Annotated in this window: 17 protein-coding genes; 3 read left to right on the top strand and 14 right to left on the bottom strand. The window is 49.0% G+C overall.

Features of this window, described 5'->3' with window-relative positions; genetic code table 11:
- Window positions 1-19: 19 nt before the first annotated feature.
- The 9 genes from H70357_RS17360 to H70357_RS17320 form a co-directional block, all read right to left on the bottom strand.
- Window positions 20-898, bottom strand: a complete 879-nt coding sequence (locus H70357_RS17360; RefSeq protein WP_038592006.1) for a carbohydrate ABC transporter permease — start codon at window positions 896-898, stop codon at window positions 20-22.
- 15 nt (window positions 899-913) lie between these two features.
- Entirely contained in the window at window positions 914-1,795 is an 882-nt protein-coding gene (locus H70357_RS17355) for a carbohydrate ABC transporter permease (RefSeq protein WP_038592004.1), read from the bottom strand.
- A gap of 33 nt (window positions 1,796-1,828) precedes the next feature.
- On the bottom strand, window positions 1,829-3,163 hold the full coding sequence (locus H70357_RS17350) for an ABC transporter substrate-binding protein (protein ID WP_052092086.1): 1,335 nt from the start codon (window positions 3,161-3,163) through the stop codon (window positions 1,829-1,831).
- Window positions 3,164-3,296: 133 nt separating this feature from the next.
- Window positions 3,297-4,580 (bottom strand): response regulator transcription factor, encoded by a 1,284-nt coding sequence (locus H70357_RS36305; RefSeq protein WP_038592001.1) that lies wholly within the window; start codon window positions 4,578-4,580, stop codon window positions 3,297-3,299.
- Complete coding sequence (locus tag H70357_RS17340) at window positions 4,547-6,268, bottom strand: cache domain-containing sensor histidine kinase (RefSeq protein ID WP_052092085.1); 1,722 nt, start codon at window positions 6,266-6,268, stop codon at window positions 4,547-4,549. Before H70357_RS17340 ends, H70357_RS36305 begins: the two co-directional genes overlap by 34 nt.
- A 109-nt stretch (window positions 6,269-6,377) precedes the next feature.
- Window positions 6,378-9,380 (bottom strand): glycoside hydrolase family 2 TIM barrel-domain containing protein, encoded by a 3,003-nt coding sequence (locus H70357_RS17335; protein ID WP_038591999.1) that lies wholly within the window; start codon window positions 9,378-9,380, stop codon window positions 6,378-6,380.
- 29 nt (window positions 9,381-9,409) lie between these two features.
- Complete coding sequence (gene dgoD / locus H70357_RS17330; RefSeq protein WP_038591996.1) at window positions 9,410-10,558, bottom strand: galactonate dehydratase; 1,149 nt, start codon at window positions 10,556-10,558, stop codon at window positions 9,410-9,412.
- A gap of 3 nt (window positions 10,559-10,561) precedes the next feature.
- Complete coding sequence (locus tag H70357_RS17325; protein ID WP_038591993.1) at window positions 10,562-11,227, bottom strand: bifunctional 4-hydroxy-2-oxoglutarate aldolase/2-dehydro-3-deoxy-phosphogluconate aldolase; 666 nt, start codon at window positions 11,225-11,227, stop codon at window positions 10,562-10,564.
- Window positions 11,228-11,257: 30 nt separating this feature from the next.
- Window positions 11,258-12,214: a sugar kinase gene (locus H70357_RS17320; protein WP_038591990.1), complete on the bottom strand. Its 957-nt coding sequence runs from the start codon at window positions 12,212-12,214 to the stop codon at window positions 11,258-11,260.
- 298 nt (window positions 12,215-12,512) lie between these two features.
- Between H70357_RS17320 and H70357_RS17315 the strand changes: the two genes are divergently transcribed.
- Window positions 12,513-13,187, top strand: coding sequence for a FadR/GntR family transcriptional regulator (locus H70357_RS17315; RefSeq protein ID WP_038591987.1), 675 nt, complete (start codon window positions 12,513-12,515; stop codon window positions 13,185-13,187).
- 188 nt (window positions 13,188-13,375) lie between these two features.
- Here the strand turns inward: H70357_RS17315 and H70357_RS17310 are convergent, their stop codons facing one another.
- The 4 genes from H70357_RS17310 to H70357_RS17295 are packed head-to-tail and all read right to left on the bottom strand — an operon-like array spanning window position 13,376 to window position 16,813.
- Entirely contained in the window at window positions 13,376-14,086 is a 711-nt protein-coding gene (locus H70357_RS17310) for a Crp/Fnr family transcriptional regulator (protein ID WP_052092084.1), read from the bottom strand.
- A 46-nt stretch (window positions 14,087-14,132) separates the two neighbouring features.
- Window positions 14,133-14,315 carry a rubredoxin gene (rd, locus tag H70357_RS17305; protein WP_038591984.1) on the bottom strand — a complete coding sequence of 61 codons (183 nt, stop codon included), beginning with the start codon at window positions 14,313-14,315 and terminating at the stop codon, window positions 14,133-14,135.
- Window positions 14,316-14,343: 28 nt separating this feature from the next.
- On the bottom strand, window positions 14,344-15,558 hold the full coding sequence (locus H70357_RS17300) for an NAD(P)/FAD-dependent oxidoreductase (protein ID WP_038591981.1): 1,215 nt from the start codon (window positions 15,556-15,558) through the stop codon (window positions 14,344-14,346).
- Window positions 15,559-15,574: 16 nt separating this feature from the next.
- Window positions 15,575-16,813: an FprA family A-type flavoprotein gene (locus H70357_RS17295; RefSeq protein WP_038591980.1), complete on the bottom strand. Its 1,239-nt coding sequence runs from the start codon at window positions 16,811-16,813 to the stop codon at window positions 15,575-15,577.
- A gap of 305 nt (window positions 16,814-17,118) precedes the next feature.
- Between H70357_RS17295 and H70357_RS17290 the strand changes: the two genes are divergently transcribed.
- Window positions 17,119-18,135, top strand: coding sequence for a CapA family protein (locus H70357_RS17290; RefSeq protein WP_038591977.1), 1,017 nt, complete (start codon window positions 17,119-17,121; stop codon window positions 18,133-18,135).
- A 151-nt stretch (window positions 18,136-18,286) separates the two neighbouring features.
- On the opposite strand, the gene H70357_RS17285 is transcribed toward H70357_RS17290, so the two are convergent.
- Window positions 18,287-18,826 (bottom strand): GNAT family N-acetyltransferase, encoded by a 540-nt coding sequence (locus H70357_RS17285; RefSeq protein WP_038591975.1) that lies wholly within the window; start codon window positions 18,824-18,826, stop codon window positions 18,287-18,289.
- 141 nt (window positions 18,827-18,967) lie between these two features.
- Here H70357_RS17285 and H70357_RS17280 point away from each other — a divergent pair, with 141 nt between their 5' ends.
- Window positions 18,968-20,893, top strand: a complete 1,926-nt coding sequence (locus H70357_RS17280) for a PAS domain S-box protein (protein ID WP_231578274.1) — start codon at window positions 18,968-18,970, stop codon at window positions 20,891-20,893.
- Window positions 20,894-21,002 lie beyond the last annotated feature (109 nt).

Raw genomic sequence — 21,002 nt, 5'->3', positions numbered from 1 at the left:
CTCTTTAATCTATTCGTGTTTATCCTTTAATCGCACCGTCAATCATGCCGGAAATAAGCTGTCTCTGAAAAATCAAAACGATAATAAGCAGCGGCAGCACGCTTACAACCGAACCGGCCATGATGAGATGATAAGGTGTATTGTTGCTGTCCTCCAGCGCCTTGAGCGCCACGGACAACGTCATATGCTCCTGGGAGCGCAGAATAACGGACGGCCACAGAAAGTTGTTCCATTGCTTGACGAACAGGATAATCCCCAGGGCGGCGAATGCCGATTTCAGGTTGGGAAGAATGATCCGGCGGAACATGCCAATCTCGCTGCATCCGTCAATTCGTGCCGCCTCCATCATTTCATCGGGAATGGAACTGCAGTACTGCCGCATGAAGAAGATGCCAAAAGCATTGGCCAGATCGGGTAAGATCACTCCCCAGATGTTGTCGATGAGATGCAGGTTCTTATAAATGATGAACAGTGGAACCATCGTTGCTTCATGAGGAATCATTAGCGAAGCGAGCACGAAGACGAACAGAATGTCCTTGCCGCGAAACCGATATTTGGCAAAGGCGAACCCGGCCAGGCTGCAGAACAGCAGCGCAGTAATCGTCATGGTCGTGGACAGTAGCAGACTGTTCCAGGTGATAATGCCAAATTTACGGTTCACGAACAATTCAGTGAAGTTCTCCCAATGCAGCGTTGTCGGCAGCCAGATCGGCGGATTGACGAAGATTTGGCTGATATCTTTCAGCGATGAGCTGAATAACCAGAACAGCGGAAACAACGTGATGAGGGAGACCACGGCCATCAGGACAAATGCTGCACCAGCGGTCAGACCCTTCTCACCTGAACGGCTGGCCCTTTTCGCCGCAGACTTCTTTTTCGTTTGAGTCAAAAGCGTCATTCGGTTCTCCCCCCCTTATTTCTCATCGAATAGACGCATCTGGATCAGCGATATGCTCATCATCAAGATGAAGAAGCAGACAGCGATTGACGAGGCGTAGCCGAAGTTGAAATTCTGAAAGCTTTCGTTATACAGCATCAGCACCGGCGTCAGCGTCGAATTTAGCGGACCGCCTTTGGTAAGAATGTACGGCTCGGTAAAGAGCGAGAAGGTGCCGATTGTGGACAGGACGGTGCAGAATAGCAGCATTTTTTTGACCAAAGGAATGGTAATGAAGAAGAAGCTTTTTACTTTCGTCGCTCCGTCGACATAAGCTGCTTCGTACAAATCCTTCGGAATACTTTGCAGACCGGTCAGCAATAGCAGCATATTGTAGCCGAGCCAACGATACAGTACCATTAACGCCACAGAAAAGCGCGCCCACCACGGGGAATCAAGCCAAGGAAGCGGAGACTTGATCCAACTGAGGTTAAGCAGGAACGTGTTGATCAGCCCGTCTTGGGTATTGAATAGCAGCACGAATACGAATGATACAGCGACCACCGACACAAAATTCGGCACAAACAGAGCCATCCGGAAAAACCCTTTGCCCACCATCCATTTGGCGTTAAGCATACTGGCAAAGATTAAGCCAAGAAAGAGCATTAGCGGCACATACATCAGGAAGATGACTAAGCTGTTCCACAGCGACAGCCAAAAGTAATGATCCTTCAGCAGCGCCGTATAGTTGTCCAGTCCGATGAATAGCTTGTCACTTGCACCGTTCCATTCCGTGAGACTGAGATAAAACGAATAAATAATTGGATACAGTGAAAAGATGCCAAATAAAATAAAGTATGGGGAAATGTACAGATACGGAGCGTAACGCATCTGTCTGTTCCATCTTGTCTTGCCCATAGATATTCTCACCTCCTTGATCCTTGCTGCTGTCTACTCTCTTTTGGTCTTCTGCCGGAGTTCATCGGCCATTGTCTTTAGCGCATCTCCAGAGGAGGCGTCGTTCAGGAACACCTTTGCCCACACGTCCGTCATCAGCTTGTTGGCCATCGGGAAATCAGAGGTGTAAGCAAGCGGATAGGTGCTCTCCAGTGATTGGGCATACACTTTTAAGATAGGCTGGCCCTTGAAGTAATCAAATTGCTTGTCCATTGCTGAGTCGGAATATACCGTCTTCAACGAGGGGAATAGCCCCGCTTCCAGCATCATTTTGGTCTGAGACTCCTTATCGCCGAGCATGAATTCGATGAATTTCCAGGCTTCTTCCGGGTGCTTCGAGTTTTTATTTATCGCCATGTTGGACCCGCCTTGGTTAGCCCCGCCATATTTATCGTCTGCTGACCATTTCGGCATCGTCGTAACTGACCATTTGCCCGAATCCTGCGGCGAGTACTGCTTTTCGATGATCGCGTCATGCCAGGAACCGCCGACTACGCTGGCGATTTTACCCTCACCGATGGCATTGCCCCAAGGGTCGGAGTTGGCGCGGGCGTCATAGACAAGCTCTTCCTGCTGCATCTTGATCAAGTAATCTGTGATCTCCTTCACTTCCGGGCTATCGACCGTGACCTTGCCGTTCTCGTCAAAATACCAGTATCCGCGCTGCCACATCATAGATTCGAACACGCGGTTGCTGGAATTGGTCTTCGAATCGCCGTACATGAACGCTCCTGTCTTCTCCTTCACCAGCTTGGCGGCTTGATAATAATCGTCCCAAGTCTTAATCTTGGCGGCGACCTCATCGGGATCGGTCGGCAGACCGGCCTTAGCGAACAGGTCATTCCTGTAGAACATCACCACCGGGCCGCTGTCCCATGGCATGGCATAAATTTTATCGTCCATGGTGGCGTCCTTCCATTTGTAGGGCACGATATTATCTTTATATGGAGCCACACGTTCGGTAATGTCGAGCAGCGAATTGATCTCCACCATCTGTGATAGATTCGTCGATTCGAGCGCCAGCACATCCGGCACCGCGTCGTCAGTATTGGAGGACACCAAATACTTCTGATAAAGGTCGGTGGATTTCATGGTTTGGAACTCAACTTCGATATTGGGATAAGCTTCCTTGAACCGGTCCATATTTAGATCAATCCCGGCTTTGGCCTGCTCCCAAATCCAGACGACAAGCTTCACCTTCTCCTCTCCCCCCTGATCCGTTCCAGCCGATCCGGAATTACTCTGTGTGTTGGAACCAGAGCAGGCGCTTAACAGCATGGAAGCTGTAAAAAGCATGGAAAGCAGCATTTTCCCTCTTTTGTTATGCATTGTTTGACCTCCTTGAGTGGGTTGATACCATCATAAGAGAAATGTAAGGGTTTTCAAATCCGACTGCCGTTCGAAAAAGGTTCACTTTTATTGGAATGTAATAAAAAAGCCCGTTTTCTACACGGGCGAAAGGTCAATTCATTGGATTTTGGTGTCTTTTTGTTTGTTGGCGGTATTGTCCCGGAGCGAATCCGACACTTTTCTTAAACCATTTGGCGAAGTATTTGACGTCTCCAATCCCGATCTTCTCTGCAACTTCCTCCATCCGATAGTCTGTCATTGCCAGCAGATTCTGTGCCCGTTCCAGCTTTTTCTGGGAAAGAAAATCAATCAGGCTGCTGCCTGTTGCTTCTTTGAATACGGTGCTGAAGTAACTGCGGCTTATACCGATCCGGTCGGCGATTTCGCCGACTCGGGGATCGAGATGCAGATGGTGGTTGATATAGTCAATGGCGCTGAGAATATCCTCCTTATGCTGGCGGCTAACCAGACGGGTCTCGCGCTCGATTGCCCGCAGGCGCAATAGACGCAGCACACCCTCAATCCATCGTACCCCGCCCTCAACCGGCCCCTCCAGTCTCCATCCCAATCCGGGATTACGTGAACTCTTCAGATGCAGCAGTTCATGCTCCGCCGTATCCCGTTCCGCCCAGTGGCAGGCCAGCAGCGCAGTACCGTCTGGACACGGTAAGAACGCACGTCCTGGTGACCCGGATGCAAATGCCTCACCAATCTTTAGAAAAGCTTTTGGCTCCGGTTCCGGGCCAATTGGGGAGGAGACTTCATTGCGGTATTCCTTCCGTTTGTCATCAGACATCGAAAAACTGGAGTTGTTAGCGCTTCCATTATCATACAAATGAAAGATGCAGCCGCCTCGGGTCATCCAGCTCCAATCTCCATTCAGCTTGGCTACCAGCCTCTCGTCTGCAGTGATATCCTGTACCCGAAGCCACTCCATCACAATTTGCATCTCGTCCTCAGATGCTGCCATGGAGGACTGATTCTGCAGATGAAGCTCGCATTCACGCCGGATTTTATCGAGGCATCGCTCCATTTCCTCGTCGCCCATGCTGGTTTTTACAATATAGTCGGAGATACCGAGCTGGATCCCCTGCTGTGCGTAAGCAAAGTCGCGGTGACAGCTCAGAAACAGGATTTTGACATGGGGATATCTGTGTCTAATTTTATGAGCCAGCTCGATTCCGTCCATCTCGGGCATCACGATGTCGGTAATGACAATGTCGGGTTCATGATTGAGCACCTTCTCCCAGCCCAGGATGCCGTTAGGTGCATCGCCGACGACTGCCATGCCATGTCTGCCCCAGTCCACTGTCATCCTCAGCCCTTTTCTCACAAGCTGTTCATCATCAACGATAAGCACCTTCAGGGGTAAATCTCTCCGTAATTCTTTGGCCATCGTATGATCACCTTACTTCCGTGGTTTCGTTCGGACTCTATCGTAAAATCGCAGTTTTCGCCAAAATGCATGTTAAAGCGCTCTCTGACATTCCGCATGCCAAGTCCTCCTTTTTTGCCCGGAATGACTTGGCCGTTCCTCACATAGAGCAAATGCTCCGGCTTGATACCGATCCCGTTGTCAGTTAACTCCGCCTTAATTTCGCCTGATCCGGAGACGAGTGACAGCCTAATTTCACCTGCTCCGTCTGTAAAGCCGTGAAAAAAGATGTTCTCCAGTAGCGGCTGGAACACCATCCGCGGCACCAGGCAGGACATCAGCTCCGGCTCGGCCTCCAGCTTGAAACTAAAGGCATCATCGTACCGGAGCCGCTGGATTTCGATAAAATGAAGCACTAAAGCCAGTTCCTCCTCAAGCGGCACCAGTGTTTTAGTCACTGCAAAAGTGCTCTCCAGGACGGCAACCAGATGCTCAATCATTTTCTGAATATCGCGGCGCCCGGCCAACCTCGCCTTCCACTGAATGCTGTTCAGTGTGTTAAATAGCAGGTGGGGGTTGATCTGGTAGTGAAGCGCCCGCAGTTCCGCTTCGCTCTTCAGCTTTTCGCTCCGGCTGATCTCACGCACCAGATCCTGGATTTGTCCGGTCATCCGGTTGAAGGATTGGCTTAAATAGCCCAGCTCATCGCTGGTGAGCACCGGGGTCTGGATGAACAGTTCCCCTTGTCCGAATCTTCGCATCGAATGGGTCAGTTTTTGAATGGGCCGCGTAAGCCGAAGCGAGAAGAAATGGGCCATCGCGATGGCGAAGAGCAGCGTGCAGCCCGCAACGATCAGCGTATAGTTCAGGATCACGCCCGAGGAGCGATAGAACTCAGCATGCGGCATTCTGGCCTCAACAGTCCAGCCCTCCCGCTCCATAACGCCGGACCAGACAATATCGTCCTCCGAACTACTGTATTTCTCCGAGCTTTGCAGCAGTACGCTTCCGTCCGCTGCCCGTATTTGCAGGTGAGCATTCATATTATGCTGAAACGCCCGAAGCAGATTCACCACAGAATCCGCCTTCGTATCGATTAGAATCCGGCTGCCTGGCGGGAGTCCGAAGTGATCCTTGACCGGCACAACCAGGCTGATGACCATGTTGTCATTTACAAAGCTGTAATAGTAATCCGGCCGGTGGATGATAACTTGTCTTCCGCCATTCCCGGCAACTTGGCGCCAGAAGGAGGAGTCCGTAAGCCTTGCCTGATCAAGTCCGCCGCTTCCGATAAATTTCCCCGAAGGCATCACAACCGAAACACTTACAATATTGACCGTTTCAAAAGATATAAGATAGCGCTGGAGCGCCTGTTCCTCCTTATATCGGCTATAGTTCAGCGTTCCGCCATCTTCGATGACCATGGGTGTAGAGATCAAATAATTCAGTAGATTGCCCGTAATATTGTCCATCTGCGCGATGCTGGTATCCAAATGGAGCTTAAGCTCCTCAATGGCGTTCATTCCGTAGCTCCCGAACTGTGAATTCACGATCTGCGACGATTTATGATTAGAGAAATAACCCATTACGGCCAACGGAAGCAGCGCAATGACTGTGAAGAACATCAGCAGCTTGGCGTACATGCTTCGGCCTATTGATAATGCCTGCGGTTTGCCTTTGTTCCGGGGGTGTGAAGCTTTCGTTTTCATTCCGTTCCCTCCACAGCATCGACTGGCCTTACCAAAGCGTAAAAAGGGCAACCGGATCTACGTGATCCGGTCCCCCTTGCCTATTTCCGCAAATCCGGTTAATCCCGGTTTATTCGTCTTCTTTGAACACCGGTGCAATATTCAGCTCAAACTGGAACTCCTTCTCATCCAGCCTGTAGGGAGCCAGCAGCGCGGGACCGCAGGAATTGGAGCCTACGCCGCTCATTTGATAATCCAGATGAACAATTGTCTCCGGCCTGCGGGTCAGATCGTATTGATGCGAGGTTTGGGTCAGATCTTCCGGTGTATAATGCGAAGCATTGAAGGAGAATGGACGGTCACTCCGGAATCTCAGTCCCATGCCGAGCTCATTCGAGACAATAACCCATTCCGTTTCATTGTGGGAACCGTTCTCCTGCGGCATGATATAATCCACAAACTGCTCATCGACGGTAGTCAGGTATTTTCCTATTTTAGTGCTATGTCCCTTGTCGATGTAGCTTTCATGGGGACCCCTGCCGAAATATTCGATCTCCTCATTCCCTTCCGGCATCACAGCGCACAGCCCGAACCGGGGCAAGAATGGAATACCGTCTCTGGTCGTTACGTTAGTACGGAGATAAAGCTCTCCTGTTGCGTCCACCTTCCAGCGGAACGTTCCCCGTAAGAACGGCGGACGTAAATAGCCTCCCATCGAGAAGAACGCTTCCAGCTCTACGGCTTCACCGTCCTGCCGGATCGTGTCCACGCGGTAAATATGGGTTACAGCCCGTTCGTACCCCTCCTGCATCCATTCGTGCTTCACGAACCGGTCATTATCCGCCGGGGCGCGCCATACCGCAAAAGAAAGCGGCGCAAGCAGCATCTCCACTCCATTCTTGACCAGGCTGTCAAACATACCGGTGCCAAGATTAAAGCCATATTCAAAATCAAATCCCGTGATGACAAGCCGGTCGTCCCGGCGCTCCACCTGGAGAGGTGACCGGGCCTCGGGTTGGAACAGCTCACGCTGCGGAGCCGGCAGTTCAAACTGGCCGAAGGAAATTTCATGGCCGGGTGATGCCCACCAGGTTTCTTTCGCCGTCCTGCACGACAGAGTAACAAAGTACCTTCCCGGCTCCTCCGGCATCGCGAAACCAGCTTCGATTGTCTGCGATCCGTGAGGGCCGGCCGACAAACCGCTGATTTCACCTTGACTTACCGTTTCACCGTCCTTTTCCAATTTCCACAGAACTCTCACATGAGATAGATCCCTGAAATCATAGCGGTTGTGAATTTCTATGAGCCCCGATCCGATTTCTTTGGCTTCAAATACAACGGGTGCAATCACCTGCTTGAGTTCCAGCAGTCCGGAATGCGGCTTCCGGTCGGGGGCAACCAGACCGTCAATGCAGAAGTTGCCGTCATTAGGCTGATCGCCGAAATCTCCCCCATAAGCATAATAAGGCCGTCCGTGTTTCATAATCTTGATGCCATGATCCACCCATTCCCAGACACATCCACCCATCAGCTTCGGATACCGGTTGATCACATCCCAGTAATCCTGCAAATCACCGGGCCCGTTGCCCATGGCATGGCTGTATTCACACAGAAACATCGGTTTGGTCGTATCCGGATCGGACGCGTACGCTGCAATCGCCCCGCTGGAGGCATACATCCGGCTCTCCATGTCGAGCACCTCCGTATCCGGGCTGCCGCCGTGGCGGGGATCCGAACCCTCGTAGTGAATAGGACGTGAAGCGTCCCTTGCTTTGGTCCAGCGGGCCATTGCCATATGGTTCTCTCCATAACCGGATTCGTTGCCCATGGACCAAATTATGATACATGGGTGGTTCTTATCCCGCTCCACCATCCGGGTTGCCCGCTCGACAAAAGTTTTCTCCCACTCGGGGTTGCGCGTGAACCAGTTGAAGTCCCCTGCAGGAAGCGCGCCATGACATTCCAGATCGGCTTCTCCGATCACATAGAAGCCGTATTCGTCGCAGAGCTCCAGAAAACGGGAGTCGTTCGGGTAATGCGAGGTTCGAATGGTATTGATATTATGCTGTTTCATCAGCCGCAAATCTTTGATCATATGATTGACCGGAATCGTCTGTCCAAGCTCCGGGTGGGAGTCATGTCGATTGACACCCTTAAGCTTTACCGCTTGACCGTTGATCGTGAACACGCCATCCTGAATGGATATTTCGCGTAAGCCTACGGGAAAATGCAGCACTTCATCGCCTGCGAACAAGTATAAATGGTATAAATGCGGGTTCTCTGCATTCCACAGCACGGGATTCTGAACATGCAGCTTCAACGTACCTTGGCCTTCGATCACGGCCTGCGTCCGCTCTACCTCAGCACCGTCTGCATCCTGCAGAACAGCTTCAACTTCAAGCCTGCCTGTTGTCTCCACCTCGCAGTTTAGCTCCGCACTATCGAAGCTTGCGGACAGAGATGTGCGGTTGAATACATCGGAGATATGAGCGGAATCCCTGGCAAGCAGGTAGACGTCCCGGAAAATACCAGAGAATCTCCAAAGATCCTGATCCTCCACATAACTTCCGTCGCACCATTTCAGCACCATGACGGCCATCCGGTTCACACCAGGACGGACATAAGGCGATATATCGAATTCGGCCGGCATCCGGCTTCCTTGGCTGTAGCCAACAAATTGTCCGTTCACCCACAGGTAGAAGCAGGAATTGACTCCTTCAAATACCGCCACCTTCTCCTTGCCGTTCCAATTATCCGGCAGTGTGAACTCCCTGACATAAAGTCCGGCAGGATTATCATTGGGCACGAAGGGCGGGTCAAACGGAAAGGGATAGTTGATGTTCGTGTAATGCAGTTGATCATAACCGTTAACTTGCCAGCAGGACGGAACCACCAGATCATCCCAACGGCTGATGTCATGGTCAGGGGCCACACAATCTTCCTTGACCTCTCTGACGCTGGCGTGATATTTGAACTTCCAGCGGCCGTTCAGCGTCTGATAATACGGGGAACGCCCCCGCTTTCTGCGGCGCGCGTCTGCAGCTGACGCGTATGGGATATAGTAAGCTCTGGATGCTTTCCTGTTAATCTGCAGCGTCTCGGTATCTTCCCAGTAATTCGGAATAAATGACATGACCATCCTCCTGAATATTGTAATAGGCCTTACCACTCAGCAATGCTGCCGTCCCGATGCCGCCATACCGGATTTCTCCAACGGTGGCCCGACTCCGCCATCTTCCGCACATACTCCTCGTTCACCGTAATGCCAAGACCCGGTCCGGAGGGAATATTGACATGACCGTCACTGTAGGCAAAAACTGTAGGATCGGTGATATAATCCAGCAGGTCATTTCCTTGATTATAATGGATGCCGAGGCTTTGTTCCTGAATGACCGCATTATAAGACGTCGCATCTACCTGAAGACAGGCGGCAAGAGCAATCGGCCCAAGCGGACAGTGCGGAGCGACCGCAACATCGAACGCCTCGGCCATGGCGAATATTTTCTTGCATTCCGTGATGCCTCCCGCATGGGACAGGTCGGGCTGAATAATATCGACCACCCCATCCTTCAGCAGATTTTTAAAATCCCAGCGTGAGAACATGCGCTCACCCGTCGCGATCGGAGTGCTGGTATGATGTGCGATTTCCCGCAGTACTTCGTTGTTTTCCGGCAGCACCGGCTCTTCAATGAACATCAGACGGTACGGATCCAGCTCTCTGGCCAGTCCCCTTGCCATCGGTTTGTGAAGCCGCCCGTGAAAATCGACAGCGATCCCGAATTCCGGTCCACAGGCCTCCCGAATGGCGGCGACCCGCTCAACGATTGCATACACCTTGTCATGTGTATCAATGAACTGCATCTCTTCCGAGGCGTTCATCTTAATCGCCGTGAAACCGGCGGCCTTCTTCTCCAGAGCAGATTTGACGACATCGATGGGGCGGTCTCCGCCTATCCAGGAGTAAACCCGCATTGAATTGCGGCAAGCGCCGCCGAGCAGCTGGTACACGGGCGCATTGTAGATTTTCCCTTTAATATCCCACAACGCCTGATCGATCCCGGCTATCGCGCTCATCAAAATAGCCCCGCCACGATAAAATCCTCCCCGGTACATCAACTGCCATAGGTCTTCAATCCGCTGAGGATCCTGTCCGATCAAAAGATCCATCATCTCTTCCACTGCGGTCTGAACAGTGTGAGCCTTACCTTCGACCACCGGCTCTCCCCAGCCGGATATGCCCTCATCGGTTTCAATCTTCAGAAACAGCCAGCGGGGAGGAACGATAAAAGTCTCAAATCCGGTTATTTTCATCGATTATTTAGCTCCTTTTGTGTTGTTCATTCTAGCCTTTCTGACTTCTTTCGCAAATTGGCGGGCCGTCTCTGTTATCTTCCCATAGTCGCCCTGCTCCACCGCTTTCCGGTCTACGAGAGCGCTTCCTAAACCGACGGCAACAGATCCGGCGGCAATGAAGGATCCGACATTCGCAAGTGTCACGCCTCCTGTCGGCATCATCCGGATGTGACCAAGGGGCCCCTGCAGTTCCTTTATGTAGGAGGCGCCCAGCGAACCGCCGGGGAACACCTTTAGCAGGTCAGCACCAGCTTCGTGCCCTCTGACAGCTTCGGTCGGCGTCATTACGCCTGGGATGGAGATTCGCCCGTACTTTAAGGTCAGATCCACAATTGCCTCATTCAAATTTGGCGAAAAAATAAAATCGGCTCCCGCCGCGATAGCCTGCTCGGCCTGCGTCAACTTCAGCACCGTACCTGCTCCCACCAGCAGGCGATCTCCATATTTCGCCTTCATGTCCGCGATCAACCTGTTCACTTCCGGCGTATCGGCTGTAATCTCCAGCGCCCCGACACCGCCATCTGCCAGTGCCGCGGCAATTTTATCCACCCTTTCAGGCTCTGGTCTGCGAATAACGGCGACCAGTCCGGAAGTTATCAACCGCTCAATCTGAATTTTTTTGTCCATTTCTTTCCTCCTCCTTTGGATTGCCCTCACTTACCGGATAATATCCTCCATGTCGGATCCTCCTGCCAGGAGAAGATCCACATCCTGCCGTGTCGGAAGACCTTCCACATCGCCGCTTACCCCGACAACAATGGAACCTACCGCGTTGCCGCGTCGCACTGCTGAGGGCAGGTCCTCCCCTTGCAGCAATCCGCTTATAAATCCGGCGGCAAAACCGTCTCCGGCACCCATCGGATCAATGAGCCGTTTCACCGGAAACCCTGGCTCATTTCCCGCGATTCGTCCGTTACTGTAATAAGCCCCGTTGGCGCCGAGCTTGATTACGACAGCACCGGCGCCGGATTTCAGCAGACGATCTGCGATGTCTGCAGGCGTACAGCATCCTGTCAGAAACTGTCCCTCCTCAATACCGGGCAACACGTAGTCGGCAAGTGCCGCCATTTCATTAAGCACAACGCAGGCTTCCTCTCTGTTCCAAAGCTTCCAGCGGATATTGGGATCAAACACAATGGCCGCACCGTGTTTTTTTGCCGCTTCGAGGGCTCGAAAGGTTAATTTCCTGCACTCCGGGCTAAGCGCCGGAGTAATGCCGGTAACATGCAGGATGCGGGCTTTTCCAACATAAGCCTCATTAAGCTCCTCCTCGTGCATCAGGCTGGCAGCCGATTGTTTGCGGTAGTAGTACACCTGTATTTTGTCCGGGGATATTTGTTCTTTGAAAAACACTCCCGTCGGCGCTTCGTCTGTAATCCTGACTTCGGAAGTATCGACGCCATGTCCTCTTACGACCTGCCTAATATAGCGTCCAAATGGATCATTTCCGAGCTTGCTGAACCAGCCCACGGTATGCCCCATACGGGCAAGCCCAACTGCCACATTGGTCTCGGCTCCAGCAACATGCTTGTGAAAGCCGTTCACATACTCCAGGGGAACCATCCGGTCCGGTGCCAGAAGTACCATGGTTTCCCCAAAGGTTACTACCTCCATTGCCCCTCCTCCTTCCGCTTCATCACTGATAGAGTTTCTGCATAAAGATCATATCTTTATTCTTGAATAAAATTAAATCTCTTACTTTTTTCCCTTATTACACAAAAAAACCGTGCGATCCATTGTTTTTAACGTTAAATGTAATTACCTTTACGATATTGATACGATCTTTATGCTACAATCATATTATCTTGTTGTTTACTAGTCAATACTAAATCAATACTTAGACATATCTGCTTATCCTCAAGAAGCTCCTATGCTAAAATGAATTCATTCCAAGTGATAAGGACGGCTAAACATGAAACAGATCAAACAGACCGCGTTTCAGGCTACAATAGAGCTTATGAAACAGAAAATCCTCGATGGGGAATGGGCTCCGGGGGATCGGCTCCCTACTCTGCAGCAGCTAGCTGCTGATTTTTCCGTTAGCGTTACTACAGTACGCGAGGCGCTGCGGATATTAGAGAGTCAGGGGAATGTCAGCATTGAGCACGGACGTGGGATGTATGTACGAAACGATCCGCTGCTGTTGGATGATCCGGCGGTAGCCTTAGAGGAATTGGAAAACATTTCGATAGTGGATCTGCTGGAAGCAAGACTGCTCATTGAGCCTGAACTTGCCGCTCTGGCCGCGCAGCGGGCCGATGACGATCAGATCCGCAGGCTGCGGGTACTGGCAGAGCGAATGGTGCGGCAAATGGAGGAAGGTGGCCCATTCTTCGAGACAGACCTTGCCTTTCATCAGTTAATCGCCGAAGGGGCAGCAAATCCGGTAGTGGCGCGGATGCTGAATTCGATTCTTCCATTGCTGGCCGAAGGGCGCAAGCAGACCAATACGCTGCCCAATATGCGGACGAAAGCTTCCAATTATCATGTTCTGATCGCCATTGCCATCGAGGAACGACAAAGCGAAACAGCACGGCAGCTAATGGAGAGCCATATCCAGAGTATGCTGACAACCCTGAAGAAGTAGATTCACCCAGTGACACTGCAAAACAAGCTGCCGAGAATAATCTCGACAGCTTGTTTAACACGCCTATAAGCTCCCTGTAGTAATGGATACTCCATCCGGAACGACAAGTATCGGAGTTTGCTCCCCACAATAACTTAATGGTAGAAATGCCGCTTAATCATATTGATTTTTTTTGATCCGTTACTATCTTAATACCCCATATAACTCTCCAAACCGGCCGGATCTGTAATAACCATCTGCTTGTTTCCAATCAGCTCAATAAGACCCGAATCTTCGAACCTTGAGAATTTTCTGCTAATAGTTTCGCGGGTGACCCCGACATAACTGGCCAGTTCTTCACGAGACAGCGGAAGGTCAATATGAATATGATCACCACGTTGCTTGCCATATTTGTCGCTGAGTTCCATGATCATGTAAGCAATCCGTATTTCCGGATCTTTGGTTGCCAGGCTTTGCGCCAGATTTTCTGTATGGGCTAGTCTTTTGGTAACACTCTTCAACAGCCTAAGCGAAATATCCGGATTATCAGTCATTAGCTGCTCCATATCGGTTCGGGTCAGCATGCAAATATTGGTTTCTTTCAGCGCATAAGCACTGAAGTTGCTCAGCTCATCGCTGTTAAATATGCTCAGTTCCCCGAAGAAATCCCCGTTCGTCAGGATGTGCAGAATTTGTTCCTTGCCTTCAGGAGTTGTTTTGGATAATTTAACATGCCCCCGCTGAATGATGTACAGCGTATCCGACGGCGCCCCTTCCAGAATTAACGGTTGACCTTTAGTGAACTTACGGTGCTTGATCATGGCGCTGATCCGGGAGAGATCGTCATCGCTCAACGCAGCAAAAATCGGCACCTTGCGGGTACAAGGTTCTGCAGCGTGTTGGCAAGAATGCTCATTCATAACTGTCCCCCCTTTTGTTCATTTTTTTTACAACTCCTGCTTCTTTTTAGGAAGCAGAAGACTTTTTGTCCTCAACCGGCGCAAAGTGGCTTGTATCCTCACCACATACCGGACAAACCCAATCTTCAGGCAAGTCTTCAAATGCTGTACCTGCAGCCACATCCTCATCGGGATCGCCTATTGCCGGATCATAGATATAGCCGCAGGGTTGACAGATGTATTTCTTCATCATTATCATCTCCTAAAAAGTTGGTAGTTTAGTTCAATCTGGTTTGTACTTCAGCCATAATTTCCACGATATTGCTCCCGTTGAGATCAATCCCCGTAAGCGTGATGCCTTGCTCGACAGCGGCTTTATATACCAGGGACGCAGCTGCGCCTTGCCAGGATATCGCCCCGGTAATTGTGTTATCTTTCACATAGATGAGCGTATGCGCTCCATTTTCTTCTCCACACACTATCATGTCACATTGCCGTTCATCAACGTTGCCTATTGAAAATAGAGAGAGGCCAAAAGCGTTAAACAAGGTCACTGGAACAGCTCTACGATAAACAGTGAGATTGGCGGCCATATTATTGCCGGCAATCCGGCCCTGCTCGATCGCTCCGCCCCACAGTCCTTCCACATGCCCGTTAATTTCAGCAACATCTCCGGCTGCGTACACATGCGGATCACTTGTTTGCATTTGTTCATTTACGAGAATGCCCTGCCGGACTAGAATATTCGAGCCATTTACCAGCGCCGTGTTCGGTACGATACCTATAGAGTAAACTACATGGTCACAGGAGAAATATGACTGATCATCCATCGTAATTCCGGTAACAAACTCTGACCCTGTAATAGATGCCACCCCTGATTGCAGAATAACCTTAACACCTGATCGTTCGAGGGTGTCCTTAAGCAGCTGTGAGGATTTCTCATCAAGCTGTCTGCCCATCAGACGGTGAAATGCTTCGATCACCGTTACCTGATATCCTGCTTCATGCAGCGCCCAAGCGGTTTCGATTCCCTGTACTCCTCCGCCGATTACGGCTACACGGCTGCCATCCTGCAGGCTGTCTTTCAGCCGGTCCGCGTCGTTCATATCACGGAGGGTATGAACATTGTTTAGGTCCGCACCTTCAATCGGTAGCGCGCGGTTCCTTGCTCCCATACACAACAGGAGCTTATGATACGATACACTTTGCCCGTCTTCTGTCTCCACCAGCTGCCGGTCCGGGTGGACAGAACTGATTCGGGTAGAGGTCTTTACGGATATCCGGTTATCGCGATACCATTTTTCCTTCTTGATCAGCACCTTCTCACTGTGCAGGTCGGTAAACAGGCCTTTGGTCAGTTTAATCCGGTTGTAGGGCAGTTGGTCTTCCTCTCCGAGGATCGAGATTTCCGATTCTGCGTCTTGATCACGGATCGCTTTGGCGGCATGGACGGCGGCTACTCCGCCGCCGACAATAACGTAATGTTTTGTCATCCTATAATCCTCCTTCCTAAAATGAACTCAGCAGCAAATCCGATACAAATTCAGCAGCATTTTTAATTTTTTGTACTTTCTCAGGCTCTTTAGGGGAAAATCTGATTCTTAAAGGGAACTCCACATGTGTCATCCCTGTGGATTTAATAACATCAGAAGTGCTTTGCACCGTCATGTTGGTTCCGTTCAGATAATCCTGAATGACTTCAATGGCTTCACCGCTCCAGCCGTATGAGCCAAAGGCTGCAGCAAGCTTGCCTTCCAGATTCATGTTTTGCATTTCTTTCAGAATGTTCTCCAGGTTCCCGATCATGTCCGCGTATTTAGTGGAGCTGCCGATAAAGACCGCATCGGCTGACGCAATGCTGTTCAGAATATCGGCGGCGCTGCTTTTGTCCGCATCCCAGACCTCTGTCGCAATATTATTTTCCTGCAAGCAGTCTTGTATAATTTTGGCCATCTTCTTGGTACTGTTTTTGATGGTGGTATATACAATGACTGCCTTTTTTCCTTGAGTGGTTTCGCGGCTCAACGTGGCGTACATTTCGATATATTTGCGGATGTCCTCCCGGATCACAAATCCGTGGGAAGGAGCGATCATCCGGATTTCAAGATCCTTGACAGCCTCCAGCAGTGTTCTTACATATCTTCTGTGAGGATGAATAATGGCGGCGTAATAACCCTGGAAATCTTCCGTGATATCAAAACCGGCTTCATCGCTGAACAGATTCTCCACCGCAACATGCGTGCTGAAGATATCGCAAGGAAATAAGATTTGATCTTCGATACAATAGGTTATCATCGTTTCAGCAGTGTGAAGGTACGGTGTTTCTTTAAACAGAAGTGTCTTTCCTCCGATATCCAGCTTATCTCCGTCTTTAACCACCAGGAAGTTCCGGCTATGAAGCTTGTACATTTCCTGCAATTCCGGTACGGCAATTTCGGTGCATACAATTGTGGCATTTGCAGCCTTGCCAGCAAGAGCCGCCAGTCCACCGGAGTGATCAGGCTCTGTATGGTTAATTACGATGTAATGAATATCCAGAAGATCAATCATTTCACCCAGACACTCGGCATATTCACGTCCGAATTCCATATCTACGGTATCAATGACGGTCGGCTTTCCTGTTTTTAACAGGTATGAGTTATAGGTCGTTCCTTTTGCCAGAACCAGGCGGTGAAAGGGAACCTGACGGTTATCAATTTTGCCTATCCAGAAAGTATCCTCGGCGATTTTTTTGAACTGTGTACTCATTTCGTTAACCTCCAATGTTTGGTTGATAATGTTTATCAATAACCATATTCTATTATGGCCGCCAAACAAAAAAGAGGATTTGAATCAAATTCTGAAAGTTTGAGATAAAATTCGTGTACCTTAAATTTAGACGATTTAAATGAAGTGATTATGCGTAGGGTCACATTTTGTATAAAAAAGAAAAAATAAAGCCTCTTTCCGAGCTTTCGATGTCCCGGAAACAGCCCCTGTTCTGATGTGAATATTAATAACCCATACCCCCCCTCCGCCATATCCTAATCAAAACAATAAAAAGGTGGATAACGATGACGGAAATACAAATAAATGCTGTAGGAGACCTTATGGTCAAACGTCATATTATTTCAGATGCTAAACAAGCTGACGGTACCTATTCGTTCGGCCCCCTGTTCGCAAAAGTTGCTCCTTATCTGAAACAGGCTGATTTGACGATTGGCAATCTCGAAACCACCTTTGCCGGAAACGGGCGGGATAGCCGGAAAAGTCTGCGTTCAAGCGGTCCGATATTCAAGTGCCCAGACGAATTGGCCCCGGCACTTAAGGAAGCCGGATTCGATGTATTAGTAACTGCGAACAATCACTGCATGGATTATGGTACACAGGGTCTGATTCGCACGTTAAAAGTTCTGGACCATACTGGAATCGACCATACCGGAACATCTAAGTCATTAGAAGATTCCAAGAAAACTCTTATCAAAAACGTAAAAGGGATTACGATCGGAATTCTCTCTTACACGGCAGGAACCAACAGGATTCCTGTACCGGCGAGTCAGCCATGGCTGGTCAATCGGATAGAAACCGATAAAATCATCCGAGAAATTCGAATTATAAAAAAGAAAGCCGACCTGGTCTTGCTTTATCTGCATTTCGGAAACGAATATAAGTACACTCCAAACAAGAGGCAAAAGCAGCTGGTCAACCTCTTCTTTAAAAATGGCGCGGACATCATCCTGGGATCTCACCCGCATGTTCTTCAACCGTTAGCTGTTCGGGGAAAGAAACAATTCGTTATCTATTCGCTGGGTAATTTTGTTTCGACTAAACTCATGAATATTCCTTATACCCAAAGCAGTATCATTCTTACTCTTAAAATCAAAAAGGATCAAAAAGGAAACACAAGTATCACTAACGTCGATTACATCCCGACCTGCGTAGTTCGTAAAGAGAAAAGCGGCAGAAAAATGACAGAGGTCATCCCCATCCGCGATGCGTTAAAGCGGAATGCCTCTGATTTAAACACGGGGAAGCGAAATGCCTTAACTGGTATGTTGAAGCATACGGAGACTATCTTAAAGCGGGGGTAGAGCCGTTTTATAATGAACAGTTTCGTCTGTAACATTCCGGATATGCTGATAGCCATCGTTATAATCTAAACAGCGGTAGTCCATGACTATATCTCTCGTCCATGGCTGCCGCTGTTTCAATTGGTCATTTGTATATAAAAAAAGCTCACCCTCAAGTGTTAATAATTCCATAATGAATAAGGTCTACAAATTTATTTTCTTTATAGACATGCTGCAATAAAACACCTTCCTTCACCATGCCCGATTTCTGCATAACCCGTCCAGAGCCTGGATTTGAAGCAAAAAATCTCGCGTACACTTTATGGTAATGCTTTTCTGTGAAGGCAAACTCAAGGATAGCTTTTGTTGCTTCTGTCGCATATCCTTTACCCCAGTATTCCTCACCTATCCAATACCCGAGTTCGCCATTTTTGTGTGTTTGGTTATTGGACAGGCCGATAGCTCCATAAAGCTCATATGTATTTTTGTCAGTAATGGCGAACTCATAGGATTTATTATTGTTAAAATTAACCTCTTGTGTTTGAATCCATGATAATGCACAATCAATGGAGTATGGATAAGGTAGAGTTAATGTACTCTTATAAATATTGTAATTATTGCAGAGCTCACTGACTCGTTGTGCATCAGATTCTTTAAAGGGTCTTAAAATCAATCGTCCGGTAGTAAGCGTTCTTTTGGCTTGATTGTACATTCTAATCATCTCCTAGCTTGAAATTATGTTACGGGTATTTTCAATTTTCTTCCTGTTTCAATAAAAAATCAATCGGGTAATTCAATTTCGGAGTTATATTCATTTCACTAGATTCAGGCCTTCCATATAGGAGGTCTATTTTTGACGCACACATTACCTTACCCTATGGAGGCCGCCATGCATCGCGTAAACCTGAACCAGGAACGATTCAACCAACAGGTCATTGATCACGCCTCCTTTGGCATCGCCCTTGTTGGGCCAGAAGGTGTGATTTTAACTGTTAACCCCGCCATTGAACAGATCTTTGGCTATTCCACTGCAGAATTTGACGGCATGAGGTTGGAAAACCTTTCCCATCCCGATGATGATTTTAGAACTATACACCAGCTCAAGGCGCTCATGGGTGACCGAACCAACGTACAGCTCGAAAAACGGTTTATTTCAAAAAATGAAGACGACTTGTGGGGGTTGCTTTCTCTCAAGCTTTTCAGTGATGAGGCGGACCAGGCATTGTATTACATTTGCCAAATCATTGACATCACCAAGCAAAAAGAATCCGAGCAGCGCCTTCAGGAATCAGTTGAGCGGTATACGTCACTCAAAAAATACAACCATGACACCGTGATTTCCTTTGGCCTAGACGGCCGAATTATTAACGCCAACAGTATGGCGGAAAAGATCACAGGCTACTCCATAGAGGCCGATCTGATCGGGATGGAGCTTTCGAGTCTAATTGGCCACGAGAATGTCCAGAAGATTCTGAAAAGAGCGCTGTACGATGATTCGGTTGAACAGCACATTAATGCGCTTAGAACCAAGAGTGGCCAGATTGTTGAAGTGCTCACCAGTATTGCACCGATTTATGTGAGTAATCAAAATATCGGATTCTACCTCATCTGTAAGGACATCTCTGAACAGCGGCAATTGTTGCTTGCAAAGGAGGCTGCCGAGTCTACGAACAGAGCGAAAAGTGAGTTTCTTGCCATGATGAGCCACGAAATCCGCACCCCTATGAATGGGGTAGTCGGCATGACGGATATTCTGCTTGAGACTACTAACCTTGATGAAGAGCAACGGGGCTATGTAGAGATCATCCGCAAAAGCGGGGAAACGCTGCTCAATATCATCAATGATATTCTTGATCTTTCAAAAATCGAGGCAGGCCGGACAGAACTGCAAGAGGATTCATTCGATCTTCGCAAATGCATCAAGGACAGCTTCGCCGTCATTTCCATGAAAGCCGATCAAAAGCAAATTGAGCTCTCCAGTACTATAAATCATGATGTTCCGGACTATATCTACGGAGATCGCGACCGTTTGAAACAGGTCCTCCTGAACCTGCTCGGCAATTCCGTGAAGTTCACCTCCAAGGGCAGCATATCGGTAAAAGTGAAGCTGCTAAAGGAAGATCCGACAAAGTTGGCCTTTACGGTAACTGATACGGGCATTGGGATTGATCCTATGCGGCTGAATGACATTTTTGAACCGTTTGCGCAGATTGACAGCTTTATGACGCGCAATCACGAAGGCACTGGTCTGGGCCTTGCGATCAGCCGCAGAATCATCGATATGATGGGCGGCGAGATATACGCGGAGAGTGACGGCAAGAGTGGCTCGTCTTTCTCCTTCACCATCAAGCCCAAGAAAACAGCGACAGTACCCGCTCAAGAGTCTTCCTTGTACAAGCACCCTAATACACGGGAAATCAACATTTTGCTTGCTGAAGACAATTACATCAACCAACTGGTGTTAACCAAAACACTTGAAAAAATAGGTCATAGAATCACTACTGTCACAAACGGAATAGATGCAGTTGAAGCAGCACACAAAGAAAAGTTTGATCTTATTTTAATGGATCTGCACATGCCGATTATGAACGGCTTCGATGCGGTGAAGTTGATAAGAGAAGAACACAAGGAGAACTGTCCGCCGATTATCGCAGTCACAGCCAATGCTTTGAAAGGTGATCGGGAAAAATGTCTTGCTGCCGGGATGGACGAGTATGTCAGCAAGCCTATTAAGCGGGAAGTCATCCTGAAGCTAATTAACGAGCTTGTGAACAGATAATGATAAGCATTATTTCTGAGTGATATTACATTATCCCCTTTAGGTAGACAGTAAAAAGCATCACATTACTGTTATACTTGGAGGGGTTTTTTCGTTCATCCCTCCATCC

Origin of the sequence: Paenibacillus sp. FSL H7-0357 (assembly GCF_000758525.1) — a bacterium.
GTDB lineage: Bacteria > Bacillota > Bacilli > Paenibacillales > Paenibacillaceae > Paenibacillus_AQ.
The sequence above is the reverse complement of the archived record's forward strand: the minus strand, read 5'-3'. Positions and strand labels throughout refer to the sequence as shown.